This is a genomic window from Micromonospora fluostatini, assembly GCF_050410825.1.
Classification (GTDB): Bacteria; Actinomycetota; Actinomycetes; order Mycobacteriales; family Micromonosporaceae; genus Micromonospora; species Micromonospora rosaria.
The window spans coordinates 5,638,403-5,653,159 of the sequence record NZ_CP191251.1; the positions used below are offsets into that span (position 1 = coordinate 5,638,403).

Here is a 14,757-nt window from a genome sequence, read left to right on the forward strand (position 1 = left end):
GGGGCGGTCAGCCGAACGCGGCGTAGACCGCCCCGGCGACCAGCCCGCCGACCATGCCGCCGGCCACCACCTGGGGCACCGTGTGGTCGCGTAACCGGACCCGGGACCAGCCGACCAGCGCCGGCAGCGGCACGGTGGCCAGCAGCGGTACGCCGAAGGTGAGCACCAGCACCACGACCACGCCGGCGGCCACCGCCGTGTGGATCGACATCTTCCACCAGGGGCTCACCGTCACCGCCACCACCAGCCCCACCCCCCCGGCCGCCACCAGGGCGAGCAGCGGTCGGGGCGCGCCGAAGGCGGCCAGCAGCACCCAGCCCACCGCCGACGAGGCCAGCCCGAACAGCAGCGGCAGCCGGCGCTGCTCCGGTACGCCCACGTGGTGGTCGGTGAACCGGCCGCGCCGGACCCCGCCGACGATGTAGGCGAGCGGGAGGCCGGTGGCGAAGAGGGTGGCCAGCAGTCCCCAGGCGAGCCCGTGCACCCCGCCGCCGGTGCTGTGCCACCCGACGATCCCGGTCAGCAGGGTCACCAGGACGACGGGCGCGGTCACCTCGGTCACCAGGCGGGCGAGCCGGGCCGCGCTCACCTCGCCCGGCGCGGACGCCGACGGACCGGCGGCCGGCCGCCGCAGCCCCGCCCACCGGACCGGCCGCAGCCGGGGCGCCCTGCCCGGGGACACCCGGAGCCGCCCGACCGGCCGCACGAACCGGGGCGGTCGCTCGTCACCGGAGCGCGCCGGCGGGTTCGGGGCCGTCCGGCGGCGGGCCGGCGGTCGCGGTCGGCCCGTCGGCGGTCGCGATCGGCTCGACACCGGCGCCGTGGGTCGGCCCGGTGCCGGGCGCGACGGTGGGATCGACCTCGCGGGAGACGTCCGGGGTGGGCGTCGAGGCGGTCGGGGTCGGCTCCGTCGTGGGGGTCGGGCCGGGCGACGGGGTGGGGCTCGGAGCCGGGCTGGGACGCGGGGTCGGCGGGGTGGGGCGCGGGACCGGAGTGGGCCGGGGCGGGGCGGCCGGCGGGCTGGTGGAGGCGGACGGTACCGGCGCGTGGGGGGCGGGCCGGGTCGAGGCGGCGGCGTCCGCCTCCCCGTCGGGCCGGGCCGGCGGGTCGGCGGGGGCCGGTTCGGCCGGGTCGGGCACGAGCGGCGTGGGGGTGGCCGTCGGGCCGGACGGCCGGTACGCGGCCGGCTGGCTGCCCACCGGCATCGGGATCACCACCGGGCCGACCGACGGCGTCGGGATGAACGGCGTGCCGCTGTCCGGCACGGCGGTGCTGCCGATCGTGGCGGAACCGGTGCTGACGGCGGCGAGGATCGGCATCGTCGCGGTGCCGGCCAGCAGGGCGACGGTGAGCAGGTAGCCCCGGCTCGGGCCGCTCGGGCCGGCCGCCCGGTGGGCACCCACCACCCGGCGGTACCCGGCCGGACGGTGGCGGACGGACAGCGACGCACCGGATCTTCCCCCGCGTTCGGACACCGTTTCCCCCTCGTGGACCAGCGGTGCGGCGACGACAACCCGGCGACCGGTGAACCCGAACACCGCGAAACCGGAAAATTACTCGGATCAGTGTCATCCCGCATCAATCAGCGTGAACCAGTGACGCTCGGTTGACCAGCCCCGTACAGCGTGTCGACACGCCGAGGATGTCAAGCCCGTTCCGCAAGCCGGCAATGGGCGTTAAGGCACTGGTAAATGCCTCGTGGGACGGCCGTACTGTGGGCCCGCTCACCTCTCTGCGAATATGGACCTCGACGGCAACGCAGCCGTGGCCTCCGCGCACCCTCGCGACAGGCACGGCTGGGACGCCGGCTCCCGAGCCAGGCTCGTCACCCGAGCCTGGTTCACGCCGCGCGGCAACCCCACCCGGGCCAGGCGCGGCAGCCAGGACCCGGACCGGCGCCAGCCGGGCCGGCGCACGAGTTGCGTGGCCGGGTGACCCCCCGTTGCCGACGCAGACACGACAGGGGAGAGACGCATGGCAAAGGGCGATCCCGGGGTCACCACCCGCGGTACGCGGGCCGCACCGCGGTCCAGGAAGAGCACCGGCACCAGGAAGCACGCCGCCGGCACGACAGATCTCGTACAACTGCTCACCCCCACCGGGGAGCGGATCGACGCCGTGACCGGACCGGACGGCGTCGAGTACCGGGTCGACTTCACCGACGAGGAGTACCGCGGCCTGTACCGCGACCTCGTGCTGGTGCGCAAGCTCGACGCCGAGGCGACGGCCCTGCAACGGCAGGGCGAGCTGGGCCTGTGGGCGAGCCTGCTCGGTCAGGAGGCGGCGCAGGTCGGCTCCGGGCGGGCGCTGCGCACGCAGGACATGGCCTTCCCGACCTACCGCGAGCACGGGGTGCTCTACTGCCGGGGCATCGACCCGATCATGCCGCTCGGCCTGTTCCGCGGCGTCGACCAGGGCGGCTGGGACCCGAACGAGTTCAAGTTCAACATGTACACGATCGTGATCGGGGCGCAGACCCTGCACGCGACGGGCTACGCCATGGGCGTCACCATGGACGGCAAGACCGGGACCGAGGACGGCGAGGCGGTGATCGCCTACTTCGGTGACGGCGCCAGCAGCCAGGGCGACGTCAACGAGGCGTTCGTCTGGGCCAGCGTCTTCAACGCCCCGCTGGTCTTCTTCTGCCAGAACAACCAGTACGCCATCTCCGAGCCGCTGGAGCGGCAGACCCGGGTGCCGCTGTACCAGCGGGCCGCCGGGTTCGGCTTCCCCGGCATCCGGGTGGACGGCAACGACGTGCTGGCCACGTACGCGGTGACCCGGCACGCGCTGGACAACGCCCGGCTCGGCCAGGGCCCCAGCATGATCGAGGCGTACACGTACCGGATGGGAGCGCACACCACCTCCGACGACCCGACCCGGTACCGGATCGCCAGCGAGGTCGAGGCCTGGCAGGCCAAGGACCCGATCGCCCGGATGAAGGCGTTCCTGGAGCAGCAGCAGATCGCCGACGAGGGCTTCTTCGCCGAGATCGACGAGCAGGCCCGCACCGAGGCGGTGGACCTGCGGGAGCGGGTGCTCGCCATGCCCGACCCGGAACCGGTGACGATGTTCGACCACGTCTACCCCACCGGCTCGCCGGAACTCGACGCGCAGCGTGCCCAGTTCACCCGGTACCTGGACTCGTTCGAGGGGAGTGCCCACTGATGGCCACGGAGACGCTCACCCTCGGCAAGGCCCTCAACACCGGCCTGCGCCGGGCCCTGGAGAACGACCCGAAGGTCGTCATCATGGGCGAGGACGTCGGCAAGCTCGGCGGCGTCTTCCGGATCACCGACGGCCTCCAGAAGGACTTCGGCGACCAGCGGGTGATCGACACCCCGCTGGCCGAGTCCGGCATCATCGGCACCGCGGTCGGCCTGGCCGTCCGGGGGTACCGGCCGGTCTGCGAGATCCAGTTCGACGGCTTCGTCTACCCGGCGTACGACCAGATCGTGTCCCAGGTGGCGAAGATGCACTACCGCTCCCGGGGCAAGCTGAACATCCCCATGGTGATCCGGATCCCCTTCGGAGGCGGGATCGGGGCGGTGGAGCACCACTCCGAGTCGCCGGAGGCGTACTTCGCGCACACCGCCGGCCTGAAGGTGGTGAGCTGCGCCAACCCGCAGGACGCGTACGTGATGATCCAGCAGGCGATCGCCTCGGACGACCCGATCGTCTTCCTGGAGCCGAAGCGGCGCTACTGGGAGAAGGGCCCGGTCGACCTGGACGCCCCGCTGGCCGAGGCGTACCCGCTGCACTCCGCCCGGGTCGCGCGGGCCGGCACGCACGCCACCCTGCTGGCGTACGGGCCGATGGTGCGGACCTGCCTGGACGCGGCGACCGCCGCCGCCGAGGACGGCCGGGAGCTGGAGGTCGTCGACCTGCGTACCCTCTCCCCGCTGGACCTGACCGCCGCGTACGAGTCGGTGCGGCGCACCGGCCGCGCGGTGGTGGTGCACGAGGCGCCGGGCAACCTGGGCCTGGGCGCGGAGATCGCGGCCCGGATCACCGAGGAGTGCTTCTACTCGCTGGAGTCCCCGGTGCTGCGGGTGACCGGCTTCGACACCCCCTACCCGGCCGCCCGGGTGGAGGAGGAGTACCTGCCCGACCTCGACCGCGTCCTCGACGCCGTCGACCGCACCTTCGGCTGGTGAGCGGCGTGTCCCGGATCAAGGAGTTCAACCTGCCCGACCTGGGTGAGGGGCTGACCGAGGGAGAGATCCTCGCCTGGTTGGTCAAGGTCGGCGACGTCATCGAGCTGAACCAGCCGATCGTCGAGGTGGAGACGGCCAAGGCGGCCGTGGAGATCCCGGCGAAGTGGGCCGGGCGGGTGCAGTCGATCTTCCACGGCGAGGGCACCACGGTGGAGGTCGGTACCCCGATCATCGCGATCGACACCGACCCCGACGCCGGCCCCATCGAGGAGTCGACCACCGGCGCGCCCGACGCCGCGCTGCCCACCCCGTCGCCGGCCTCGCTGGCGGCGGTCGAGGTGGCCCCGAGCGAGGGCGCGGTCGAGCCGGGCATCATCGGCGGCCCCGCCCCGGGCGGGCGGACCGCCGTGCTGGTCGGCTACGGCCCGCGCACCACGGCGGCCAAGCGCCGCCCGCGCAAGCCCACCCCCGTCGGGGCCACCGGCACCGGAGCCACCCCGACGTCGACCGCACCCGCCCCGGCCCAGGCCACGCCGGTCCGGACCCCGGTCGCGCCGGCGGTGCCGGCACCGGTCGCCACCCCGGCGGCGGCCCCCGCGGCCCCGGCGGTCGCGGCGGCCCCGGCGGTTCCGGTGGTGACCGCGCCGGCCAACGGCAACGGCGGCCTGGTGCTGGCCAAGCCGCCGGTGCGCAAGCTCGCCCGCGACCTCGGCGTCGACCTGGCCACGCTGACCGGTTCGGGCCCGCTGGGCTCGATCACCCGGGCGGACGTACAGCAGGCGGCGACGGCCCCGGCGGTGGAGCCGGCGGTCGCGGCACCGCCGGTGGCGGGCCCCGGCGCGGAGCGCGAGCAGCGCATCCCGGTCAAGGGGGTACGCAGGCTCACCGCCGAGAACATGGTCCGCTCGGCGTTCACCGCCCCGCACGTCACGGAGTTCCTCACCGTCGACGTGACCCGGTCGATGAAGGCGCTGGACCGGCTGCGTACCCGGCGGGAGTGGCGTGACGTCCGGGTGTCGCCGCTGCTGCTGGTGGCGAAGGCGGTCCTGCTCGGGGTCCGGCGGTACCCGATGGTCAACTCGACGTGGGCCGGGGACGAGATCGTCGTCAAGGACTACGTCAACCTGGGCATCGCGGCGGCCACCGAGCGTGGGCTGATCGTGCCGAACGTCAAGGACGCCGGGCGGCTCACCCTGCGCGAGCTGGCCGACGCGCTGACCGACCTGGTGCAGACGGCGAAGGCCGGGAAGACCTCCCCGGCGGACATGGCCGGTGGCACGTTGACCATCACCAACGTCGGGGTCTTCGGCGTGGACACCGGTACGCCGATCCTGCCCCCGGGCGAGTCGGCCATCCTCGCCTTCGGCGCGGTCCGGGAGATGCCCTGGGTGCACAAGGGCAAGGTCCGGCCGCGTCAGGTGACCACCCTGGGGCTCTCCTTCGACCACCGGATCATCGATGGTGAACTGGGCTCGAAGTTCCTGCGGGACGTGGGTGAATTCCTCGCCGACCCGGAGGCGGCACTGCTCGCCTGGACCTGACGCTCGACCACCGCGACGGCCGGTGTGCCCGGGGCTCCACCCCGGCACACCGGCCGTCGCCGTTCACCGACTGAACGTCGGCTAAGCAACCAGCGAACCTTTGATTTTTCGGCAGGTGTCCCACCTCACCTAATAATCGATGGCAATGACCGGCGCTCTGCGCTTCAATGGAAGCAACGACGGGACGACAACCGAATAAGCCTGGAGGAGAGCCCCGATGAGCATGATCAAGCGAATCCGTGACCGCCGTGACGCCAACCGCCGCGCCCGCGCCATCGAGCACGCGCTGCGCAAGGCCAGTTCGCCCTCGGTGCGCAACGAGATCATCGCGATCGCCCAGCGGCACGTGAGCTGACGCCGAGACCTTCCGCTCCCTCCTCCCAGTCCGACGACCCGCCCGACCACCGGGCGGGTCGTCGGCGTTTCAACCGCTTGAGACCGGGATTCCACCCCGCCGCACCGCCCGGTACGGTGGGGCACGGTCGTCACCGCAGCCGGCGATCCGGATCGATCGGGCCGATAGAAGCTCCTCGAATCGGCCCGGCGACGCGGAGTGACGGCCGGATGCTCCCCGGCTGCCACGGGCGGCCACCGGTTAGGGTGCGAGAGAGTCCGCACGGCCGGACCGCTGGCGACGCCGGCAGCCACGCCGACGAGACCCGATCCGGCACCGGCGGCCGACATGATTGAGGAGGCGCACCGATGACGTCCGAGGGCTCACACCACCCCGGCCGGGAGCCGGACGAGGTGTCGCCGGGCGCCGGCGGACCGGCGCCGTACGGCGACCGGCCAGCGCAGCAGCAGAACAGCGGCTACGGGAACAACCCCGACCTGGGCTGGGCGCCCCCGCCACCGGCCAACCGGCCGGACCAGCCGGCACCGGCCTGGGCCGGGCAGCAGGGTGACCCGGCACCGACCACGAACTGGGCCGCCACCGCCGAGCCGACGCCCTGGGGCAACCAGGGCGGGCCGCCGCAGCCGGCCTGGGCCGCCAGTCAGCCCGAACCGGCCGCCCCCGGCTGGGCCGCCGCGCCGGCCCCGACCCCGCCGCACCCCGAGCCGGGGCAGCCGGCCTGGGCGCAGGCCGCGCCGCCCGCGCCCGACTGGGCGCAGCAGCAGCCCCAGCCACAGGCCCGGGGCGCCGCCTCGGTGCCTCAGCAGCCGGCACCGAGCCACGACACCTGGTCCCCACCGGAGAACCCCGCCCAGTCGGGCGGCTGGTCCGGTGGCGCACCGTCCCCGTCAAAGGATCCGGCCCGCTCCGGCGGCTGGGGTACGCCCGCACCGGAGCCCGGCCCGGCCGGCGGCGGCTGGCCCGGCGCCGAGCAGGCCCCCCGGCCCGGCTGGAACGGCCCGGCCCCGGAGAGCCAGTCCCCGCCGGCCTGGGGCCCGCCGCCGAACCAGTCTCCCGCCGGTTGGGACCAGCCGGCCCGCGACGACCAGCACCCGGCCGGTGGCTGGGCCCCGGCCGCCCCGCACCAGACCGACCGCCCGCAGCCCGACCAGCGGTCCACCCCGGACGAGTCGGCGCAGTCCGGCGGCTGGCCCCGCCCGTCCACCCCGGACGAGCGCCCGGAGGCCGCCGGCTGGGCCGCGAACGCCGCCGCCCCGAGCCGGGGTACGGCGTCCGTGCCGGGCAGCGACGGGCCGCACGCCTGGGGCGGCTCCCCGCAGGACGCCAACCCGGCACAGTGGACGGGACCCGAGCGCGCCGAGCGGCCGGCCATCCCGGCGGGTGAGCCGTGGGCCGCCGAGGAGGCGTGGGGCCGTAACGACCCGACGCCGGAGCGGTCCGCCCCCGCCGAGGAGTGGCCGGGCAACCGCCCCGGCGACGCCGCGATGTACCAGCCGGCCCCCGGGCCGGGCATCTCGCCCGCCAACGCGGTGCCGCTGCCCCCGCAGGAGCAGCGCATCCCGGGCGCGAGCCTGGCCGCCGCGCCGCCGGCCGACTACGCACCACCCGCCGACTACCCGGCGCCGGCCGCGTACGCCGCCTCCGGTCAGCCGGGCTTCCCCGAGCCGGCCGGCCGCGAGGGTGCCGCACCGCAGGCGTACGGGCAGGCAGGCGGGTGGGCGCCCGCCGACGCGCCGCACGAGCAGCCGCAGGCTCCGGGCAGCCCGGTGGTGCCGTCGCCGCGTACCTCGCCGGAGACCGGCGAGGCCGCCGGCCCCGTCTCGGCCAGCGCCGCCGTGCCGGCGGCCAGCAAGGTACCCCCCACCGACCAGTCCCTGCCGCCGGGTGGCCCGCCCGCCCCGCAGCCCCGGGTGTACGGCCGGCCCTCCCGACCCGAGCCGGTGGACGAGCCGGACGCCGCCGAGCCGGTCGGGTACCGGGCCGAGCCCACGCCGGAGCCCCGCTTCGACCAGGGTGGCGCTCGTCCCGACCAGTACGACCGGGGCTTTCCGCCCGCACCCGAGCGCCCCGACCAGGGCGGTGACCGGTTCGGCCCGGCACCGGACCAGTACGACCGGGGGCCCGACCAGTACGACCGGGGGCCGGAGCGGTTCGACCAGCGGCCCGCCTCGTTCGACCAGGGGCCCAACCCGTTCGACCAGGGGCCGAAGCCCTTCGAGCAGGGGGCGGACCGGTTCGGGCCGGGGCCGGAGCAGCGCTTCGACGACCACGACCGGACGACCGCCCACCCGGGTGGCTTCGGCGAGGCCCCGCCACGCTCGGCCACGCCGCCGGGCTTCCCGTCGACCATGCCCGCCTTCGGCGAGCCCAACAGCACCAACCGCCCGGTCAACGGCGTCCGGCCGCACGACGCCCCGCTCGACCGGGGTGACCCGTTCGGTGGGCCGCCCACCCCGGGCAGCGGGGGCGCCCAGAGCGCGGTGCCGGGCGGCGCCCCGGGCTTCGGCCCGATCGGCGAGCCGGGGCAGGGCGGCTTCCCGTCCGCCTTCCCGCCCGGCGGCCAGCAGTCCGGCCCGGGATGGCCGCAGAACGGTGCCGGCGAGTCGGACCAGGGCCGCTTCGACGCGTTCAAGCCGGAGGCCGAGGAGTCGAAGCCCGAGCAGCCCGCGCCGAAGGTCCGCAACGGGCGGGTCCTGGCGGCCGTGCTGGTGGCGGCGGTGCTGATCCTCGCCGTACCGCTCGGTCTGCTCCTCCTGCTCGGCAAGGTCGGCAACGACGACCCGGCGGCCTTCGACCCGGCGGTGAACTCCTGCGTCAAGCAGTCCGGCGAGGGCGCGGCGGAGGCCGACTGCGGCGACTCCGGTGCCTTCACCGTGGTCTCCAAGGTCGACAACAAGGACAAGTGCGACGATCCGGGCCAGCCGCACGTCGTGCTGCGCGGCGACGTCCCCAACCCGGTGCTCTGCCTCAAGCCGGCCCAGGAGTGACCCGGGGTGGCCTCCGCCACCCCACCCGACCGCCCCGGCGGGGCCACGGTTGTCCGTGGCCCCGCCGTCGTCGTCCCACCCGGCACCACCGTCCGGGCTGACCGGGCGTGCAGCCGGCGGGCACCGGGGAGACCCCGGTCGCGGTCGGGACCGACGTGAAAGGCTGGCCCCATGAGCGAGTTCAGCGAGCGGACCATCGTCGTCGAGAGCCGGGGCGGCACCGGACACGGCGAGGTGGCGGCATGAGCACCACGCCCCGCGTCCGGGCGCCCGAGCTTCGGGGGCGGGCCTGGCTCAACACCGGCGGGCGGGAGCTGTCCCTCGCCGACCTGCGTGGGCGGATCATCCTGCTGGACTTCTGGACCTTCTGCTGCATCAACTGCCTGCACGTCCTCGACGAGCTGCGCCCGTTGGAGGAGAAGTACGCCGACGTGCTGGTGGTCGTCGGGGTCCACTCGCCCAAGTTCGAGCACGAGAAGGACCCGGACGCCCTGGCGGCGGCGGTCGAGCGGTACGGGGTGCACCACCCGGTGCTCGACGACCCCGAGCTGGACATGTGGCAGCAGTACGCGGCCCGCGCCTGGCCGACCCTGGCGGTCGTCGACCCCGAGGGGTACGTGGTGGCGACGATGGCCGGGGAGGGGCACGCCGACGGGCTGGCCCGGCTGCTGGACCAGCTCGTCGCCGAGCACGAGGCGAAGGGCACCCTGCGCCGGGGCGACGGCCCGTACGTGCCGCCCGCCGAGCCGGAGACCACGCTGCGCTTCCCCGGCAAGGCGGTGGCGCTGCCCGGCGGGAACCTGCTGGTCTCCGACTCGGCGCGGCACTCACTGGTGGAGCTGGAGCCGGACGGGGAGACCGTGGTCCGCCGGATCGGCGCCGGGCACCGGGGGCGGGTCGACGGCCCGGCCGAGGCGGCCACCTTCTCCGAACCGCAGGGGCTCTGCCTGCTCCCCCCGCAGGTCGCCGAGATCGCCGGGTACGACCTGGTCGTCGCGGACACCGTCAACCACCTGCTGCGCGGGGTACGCCTGGCCACCGGCGAGGTGGTCACGGTCGCCGGTACGGGACGGCAGTGGCGTTCCACGGTGGACGACCACGCCCACGACGCGCTCTCCGTCGACCTCTCCTCCCCCTGGGACCTGGCCTGGTACGACGGCCGGGTGATCGTGGCGATGGCCGGCATCCACCAGCTCTGGTGGTTCGACCCGGTCAAGCGGACCGCCGGGGTGTACGCCGGCACGACGGTGGAGGCGCTGCGGGACGGGCCGCTGCCGGACGTGTGGATGGCGCAGCCCTCCGGGCTCTCCGTCTCCGCCGACGGCCGCCGGCTCTGGATCGCCGACAGCGAGACCAGCGCCGTCCGGTACGTCGAGGACGGCACCATGGGCACCGCCGTCGGGCAGGGGTTGTTCGACTTCGGGCACGTGGACGGGCCGGCCGGGCAGGCGCTGCTGCAACACCCGCTCGGGGTGTGCGCGCTGCCCGACGGCTCGGTGCTGGTCGCCGACACGTACAACGGGGCGGTCCGCCGGTACGACCCGGCGACCGGGCTGGTCGCCACGGTGGCCGACGGCCTCGCCGAGCCGAGCGACCTGGTGCTGACCGACGGCGGGGCGGTCCTCGTGGTCGAGTCGGCGGCGCACCGGCTGACCCAGGTGGCACCGGGGGCGCTCACCGCCACCGGCGCGACCACCGTGGCCGGCCCCCGGCACCGCACCGAACGCCGCCCGACCGACCTGGCCGCCGGCGAGGTCACCCTGGACATCGTCTTCACCCCGGCACCCGGGCAGAAACTCGACGAGACGTACGGCCCGTCGACCCGGCTGGTGGTCTCCGCCTCCCCGCCGGAGCTGCTGCTCGACGGCGCCGGTACCGGTACCGAGCTGTCCCGCCGGCTGGTGATCGACGGCACGGTACCCGGGGGTGTGCTCCAGGTGACCGCGCAGGCGGCCACCTGCGACGCGGACGCCGAGCACGCGGCCTGCCACCTGACCCGGCAGGACTGGGGCGTCCCGGTACGGGTGGTCGACGGCGCTCCCGCCCGGCTCCCACTGGTGCTGCGCGGCCTCGACACGTAGCCGACGCCCGCCGCCCTGGCCCGCCGGCCACCGCCGACCCCGGCCGTCCCGGCGAGCCGGGGTGTTAGGAGGGGCCCCCTCCTATACAGAAAGCGTTAACAGGGGGCCCTTCCTTTCACGCGAACGCAGTGAGCGTGACCCCCGCCGCCGTCAGCGCCTCCCGCACCCGCCCCGCCGAGGCGACCGCCCCGGGCGTGTCCCCGTGCAGGCAGATGGACTCGACCGGGCAGGAGACGACGGTGCCGTCCACGGCGACGACGGTCTGGTCGGTGGCCATCCGGACGGCCCGCGCGGCGATCTCGTCGGGGTCGGTGACCAGGGCGCCGGGGGCACCGCGCGGGGTGAGCCGGCCGTTGGGCAGGTACCCCCGGTCGGCGAAGCCCTCGGCGACCACGCGCAGTCCGGCGCCGACCGCGAGCTGGGCCAGCACCGAGCCGGGCGAGCAGAGCAGCGGCAGCTCGTGGTTGACGTCGTTGACGGCGGCGACCACGGCGGCGGCCTGCGTCTCGTCGGTCGCCGCCGCGTGGTACAGCGCCCCGTGCGGCTTGACGTACCGCACCCGGGTCCGGAACAGCCGGCAGAACGCGTCCAGCGCGCCGAGCTGGTACGTCACCTCGTCGCGCAGCTCGGCGTGGTCGTAGGCGATGTAGCGGCGGCCGAAGCCGGCGAGGTCGCGGTAGCCCACCTGCGCGCCGACGGTGACACCGCGTCGGGCCGCGGCGGCGCAGACCCGGCGCATGGTCGACGCGTCACCGGCGTGGAAGCCGCAGGCCACGTTGGCGGAGGTGATCACGTCCAGCAGCGCCTCGTCGTCGCCGAGCTGCCAGATGCCGAATCCCTCGCCGAGGTCAGCGTTGAGGTCCATAAAATCTCACCGTAGTCCCCGGCCGGGCCTGCGCGAGCGCGGTCACGTCGGTCACCACCCCGACGACCGGGTACCCGCCGGTGGTCGGATGGTCGGCGAGGAAGATCAACGGCTGCCCGTCCGCCGGCACCTGCACCGCGCCGAGCACGAGCCCCTCGCTGGGCAGTTCCCCGGCGACCGCGCGGGGCAGCGCCGCGCCGGTGAGCCGCGCGCCGATCCGGTTGCTGTCCGGGCTCACCGTGTACGGGGTGCTCAGCAGCAGCCGTACCGCCTCCGGGGTGAACCAGTCGTCGCGGGGGCCGAGCCGCACCGCGAGCCGCAGTTCGGTGGGGAACGGGCCGCCGACGGTGACGTCCACCCCGGCGGGTACCCCGGCCGGGGTGCCCAGGGGCAGCCGGTCGCCGTCGCGGACCGGGGGCGGGCCGAGGCCGGAGAGCAGGTCGGTGGCGCGGCTGCCGAGCACCGGCTCGACGGCGACGCCCCCGGCGACGGCCACGTAGCTGCGTACCCCGTGCAGGGCCGGGCCGATCCGGACCGGGGTGCCGGCCGGCACCGCGATGGGCCGGCCCACGTCCGCCGGCCGGTCCCCCACCCGGACCCGCGCCTGCGCCCCGGTGACGGCGACCGTGCCGGCCCGGTCGAGCCGGAGGTCGCAGCCGGCCAGCGTGGTCTCCAGGCCGGCGGCGGTCTCCGGGTTGCCGACCAGCCGGTTCGCCAGGCGCAGGGCCGCCGGGTCGAGCGCACCGGAGCGGGGTACGCCCAGGTGCGCCCAGCCGGGGCGGCCCAGGTCCTGCACGGTGGTGAGCGCCCCGGCCCGGAGCACCTCGACGGTTCCGGCCGGGCAGACGCCCGTCGCCCCGGTCACGCGGGTACCAGCCGTACCCGGGTGCCGGGGGTGAGCCGGGCCGGCGGGTCGGCGTGCACGTCGAACAGGGGCAGGCTGGTACGGCCGACCAGCCGCCACCCGCCCGGCGACTCGGTCGGGTAGATCCCGGCGTACCGCCCGGCGAGGGCCACCGACCCGGCCGGCACCCGGGTACGCGGGCTGGACAGCCGGGGGACCGCCCACCGCTCGGGCAGCCCGGTCAGGTACGCGAACCCGGGCGCGAAGCCGCAGAAGGCGACCCGGAACCGCAGGTCGGTGAGGCGGCGCAGCACCTCCCGCACGTCGGTGCCCCAGTGCTCGGCGACGGCGGCCAGGTCGGGCCCGTCGAACTCGGTGAGCACCCGCACCTCGCCGGCACCCCCGGCACCGGCGGACCCGCCGACGGCCCCGGCACCGGCAGCGGCCGTAGGTCCGGCAGTGGTTTCGGCACCGGCCGTGGGTTCGGCGGGGCTCACGGGGTCGGGGGTCCAGCGGGCGAGCAGGGTCGCGGTCCGCGCCGGATCGGGTACCCCGTCGAGCAGGACGGTCTCGGCTCCCGGCACGATCTCGACGGCGCTGAGTTCGCCGCGTTCCCGCCGCCGCCACAGCTCGGCGCGCCACGCCTCGACCTGGTCCGGGCCGGCGCAGTCGAGCAGCAGGGCGTGCTCACCGGCGGGTCGGATGCGCATCCCGACATCCTGCCGTATCAGCGGGCGTCGGCACCGTGACCAGTTGCACTACCTACAAGTAACCTACGGTGTCGTAACCTCTAGTCGTGACCACCTCGGCACCGCTTCGCCTGAAGCCGGTCGACATCGGCAAACCCCGGATGCGCGGCTGGCTGCACACCTACGCGTTCTTCGTCGCCCTCGTCTGCGGCATCGTGCTCTGCTCGATCGCGGCCAGCCGTCCCGGCTGGGCGCCCCTGGTCAGTTGCGCGATCTACAGCCTGACCGTCTGCGGGCTCTTCGGCACCAGCGCGCTGTACCACCGTCGGGTGTGGTCACCGCGCGGGTACCAGGTCATGCGCCGGATGGACCACTCGATGATCTTCCTGTTCATCGCCGGCACGTACACCCCGTTCTGCGCGCTGCTGCTGGAACCCCGGCCGGCGACCGGGATGCTCGTCCTGGTCTGGGGTGGGGCGCTCGGCGGCGTCGGGGTGAAACTGATCTGGCCGCACGCGCCCCGCTGGGTCTCTGCCCCGCTCTACCTGGCGCTCGGCTGGGTCTCGGTGGCGATGCTGCCGGAGATCCTGCACGTCGGCGGGGTCACCACGCTGGTCCTGCTCGCCGTCGGCGGGGCGATCTACAGCGTCGGTGCGGTCTTCTACGCGCTGCGCCGCCCCAACCCGTGGCCCACCGTCTTCGGCCACCACGAGTTCTTCCACGCCTGCACCCTGGTAGCCGCAATCTGCCACCACATCGCCATCTACTTCGCCCTCTTCGCCTAACCCCCCACTCCCACCCCCTCCCTCCCTCTCCCTCCCCCCTCCCCCTAGATCGGGTCGATCATGGGGTTGGCGGCACTTCTGATCTCTGCGAGTGCCGTCAACCCCATGATCGACGGAAGGGGTGGGGGGGAGGGGGAGGGGTTGGGGGGTTGGGGGGTTGGGGGGTTAGACGGTGCGGCCGGGGCCGCGGACCTCGCGGTACTCCTGGACCACGCGGTCGTCGCGGACCGGGACCGTCCGGTCGGCGACGACCCGCGCCTCACGGACCGGGGTGGCGACCACGGTCCGACGCCGGGAGTTCCAGAAGTAGAGGGTGGTGACCAGACCGGCGAGCCCGGCGAACATCAGCACCCAGCCGACGACGCTCACGTTGAGCCACCCGAGGTTGGCCTCCACGGCGAACGCGAAGATCGCGCCGACCGCGATGAGGAAGATACTGCCACCGATGCCCAT

General features: G+C 75.1%; 13 protein-coding genes. 7 read left to right on the top strand and 6 right to left on the bottom strand.

Annotation, left to right across the window (positions count from 1 at the left end):
• Window positions 1–7: 7 nt before the first annotated feature.
• Both ACQUFX_RS25020 and ACQUFX_RS25025 read right to left on the bottom strand, forming a co-directional pair.
• Window positions 8–682 (bottom strand): phosphatase PAP2 family protein, encoded by a 675-nt coding sequence (locus tag ACQUFX_RS25020; RefSeq protein WP_428962710.1) that lies wholly within the window; start codon window positions 680–682, stop codon window positions 8–10.
• A 43-nt stretch (window positions 683–725) separates the two neighbouring features.
• Window positions 726–1,403: a hypothetical protein gene (locus ACQUFX_RS25025; protein WP_428962711.1), complete on the bottom strand. Its 678-nt coding sequence runs from the start codon at window positions 1,401–1,403 to the stop codon at window positions 726–728.
• A gap of 571 nt (window positions 1,404–1,974) precedes the next feature.
• Between ACQUFX_RS25025 and pdhA the strand changes: the two genes are divergently transcribed.
• The 6 genes from pdhA to ACQUFX_RS25055 all read left to right on the top strand — a co-directional run bounded on the left by pdhA (window position 1,975) and on the right by ACQUFX_RS25055 (window position 11,121).
• The gene (gene pdhA, locus ACQUFX_RS25030) at window positions 1,975–3,168 is read left to right on the top strand and encodes a pyruvate dehydrogenase (acetyl-transferring) E1 component subunit alpha (protein ID WP_428962712.1); all 1,194 of its coding nucleotides are present in this window, start codon (window positions 1,975–1,977) and stop codon (window positions 3,166–3,168) included.
• Window positions 3,168–4,157, top strand: coding sequence for an alpha-ketoacid dehydrogenase subunit beta (locus tag ACQUFX_RS25035; protein ID WP_067374402.1), 990 nt, complete (start codon window positions 3,168–3,170; stop codon window positions 4,155–4,157). The genes pdhA and ACQUFX_RS25035 overlap by 1 nt, the downstream gene beginning before the upstream one ends.
• Window positions 4,154–5,698, top strand: coding sequence for a dihydrolipoamide acetyltransferase family protein (locus ACQUFX_RS25040; RefSeq protein ID WP_428962713.1), 1,545 nt, complete (start codon window positions 4,154–4,156; stop codon window positions 5,696–5,698). Before ACQUFX_RS25035 ends, ACQUFX_RS25040 begins: the two co-directional genes overlap by 4 nt.
• A gap of 217 nt (window positions 5,699–5,915) precedes the next feature.
• Window positions 5,916–6,053, top strand: a complete 138-nt coding sequence (locus ACQUFX_RS25045) for a hypothetical protein (RefSeq protein WP_428962714.1) — start codon at window positions 5,916–5,918, stop codon at window positions 6,051–6,053.
• Between the two features lie 347 nt (window positions 6,054–6,400).
• Window positions 6,401–9,040 carry an LppU/SCO3897 family protein gene (locus ACQUFX_RS25050; protein WP_428962715.1) on the top strand — a complete coding sequence of 880 codons (2,640 nt, stop codon included), beginning with the start codon at window positions 6,401–6,403 and terminating at the stop codon, window positions 9,038–9,040.
• A 242-nt stretch (window positions 9,041–9,282) separates the two neighbouring features.
• On the top strand, window positions 9,283–11,121 hold the full coding sequence (locus ACQUFX_RS25055) for an NHL domain-containing thioredoxin family protein (RefSeq protein ID WP_428962716.1): 1,839 nt from the start codon (window positions 9,283–9,285) through the stop codon (window positions 11,119–11,121).
• A 115-nt stretch (window positions 11,122–11,236) separates the two neighbouring features.
• On the opposite strand, the gene ACQUFX_RS25060 is transcribed toward ACQUFX_RS25055, so the two are convergent.
• Genes ACQUFX_RS25060 through ACQUFX_RS25070 form a run of 3 tightly spaced genes read right to left on the bottom strand, consistent with a single transcriptional unit; the run spans window position 11,237 to window position 13,540 of the window.
• A complete protein-coding gene (locus ACQUFX_RS25060; RefSeq protein ID WP_428962717.1) occupies window positions 11,237–11,986 on the bottom strand; it encodes a LamB/YcsF family protein in 750 nt (249 codons plus the stop codon).
• Complete coding sequence (locus ACQUFX_RS25065; RefSeq protein WP_428962718.1) at window positions 11,970–12,851, bottom strand: 5-oxoprolinase subunit C family protein; 882 nt, start codon at window positions 12,849–12,851, stop codon at window positions 11,970–11,972. The genes ACQUFX_RS25060 and ACQUFX_RS25065 overlap by 17 nt, the downstream gene beginning before the upstream one ends.
• Window positions 12,848–13,540, bottom strand: coding sequence for a 5-oxoprolinase subunit B family protein (locus ACQUFX_RS25070; RefSeq protein WP_428962719.1), 693 nt, complete (start codon window positions 13,538–13,540; stop codon window positions 12,848–12,850). Before ACQUFX_RS25070 ends, ACQUFX_RS25065 begins: the two co-directional genes overlap by 4 nt.
• A gap of 86 nt (window positions 13,541–13,626) precedes the next feature.
• Between ACQUFX_RS25070 and trhA the strand changes: the two genes are divergently transcribed.
• Window positions 13,627–14,304 (top strand): PAQR family membrane homeostasis protein TrhA, encoded by a 678-nt coding sequence (trhA, locus tag ACQUFX_RS25075; RefSeq protein WP_428962720.1) that lies wholly within the window; start codon window positions 13,627–13,629, stop codon window positions 14,302–14,304.
• Between the two features lie 165 nt (window positions 14,305–14,469).
• On the opposite strand, the gene ACQUFX_RS25080 is transcribed toward trhA, so the two are convergent.
• Window positions 14,470–14,757, bottom strand: a complete 288-nt coding sequence (locus tag ACQUFX_RS25080) for a DUF6458 family protein (protein ID WP_428962721.1) — start codon at window positions 14,755–14,757, stop codon at window positions 14,470–14,472.

Excerpts from the sequence above, each read along its gene's own strand:
- pdhA (WP_428962712.1), top strand. The coding sequence starts at position 1,975 with ATGGCAAAGGGCGATCCCGGGGTCACCACCCGCGGTACGCGGGCCGCA.
- ACQUFX_RS25035 (WP_067374402.1), top strand. The coding sequence starts at position 3,168 with ATGGCCACGGAGACGCTCACCCTCGGCAAGGCCCTCAACACCGGCCTG.
- ACQUFX_RS25045 (WP_428962714.1), top strand. The coding sequence starts at position 5,916 with ATGAGCATGATCAAGCGAATCCGTGACCGCCGTGACGCCAACCGCCGC.
- ACQUFX_RS25050 (WP_428962715.1), top strand. The coding sequence starts at position 6,401 with ATGACGTCCGAGGGCTCACACCACCCCGGCCGGGAGCCGGACGAGGTG.
- ACQUFX_RS25055 (WP_428962716.1), top strand. The coding sequence starts at position 9,283 with ATGAGCACCACGCCCCGCGTCCGGGCGCCCGAGCTTCGGGGGCGGGCC.
- ACQUFX_RS25060 (WP_428962717.1), bottom strand. The coding sequence starts at position 11,986 with ATGGACCTCAACGCTGACCTCGGCGAGGGATTCGGCATCTGGCAGCTC.
- ACQUFX_RS25070 (WP_428962719.1), bottom strand. The coding sequence starts at position 13,540 with ATGCGCATCCGACCCGCCGGTGAGCACGCCCTGCTGCTCGACTGCGCC.
- ACQUFX_RS25080 (WP_428962721.1), bottom strand. The coding sequence starts at position 14,757 with ATGGGCATCGGTGGCAGTATCTTCCTCATCGCGGTCGGCGCGATCTTC.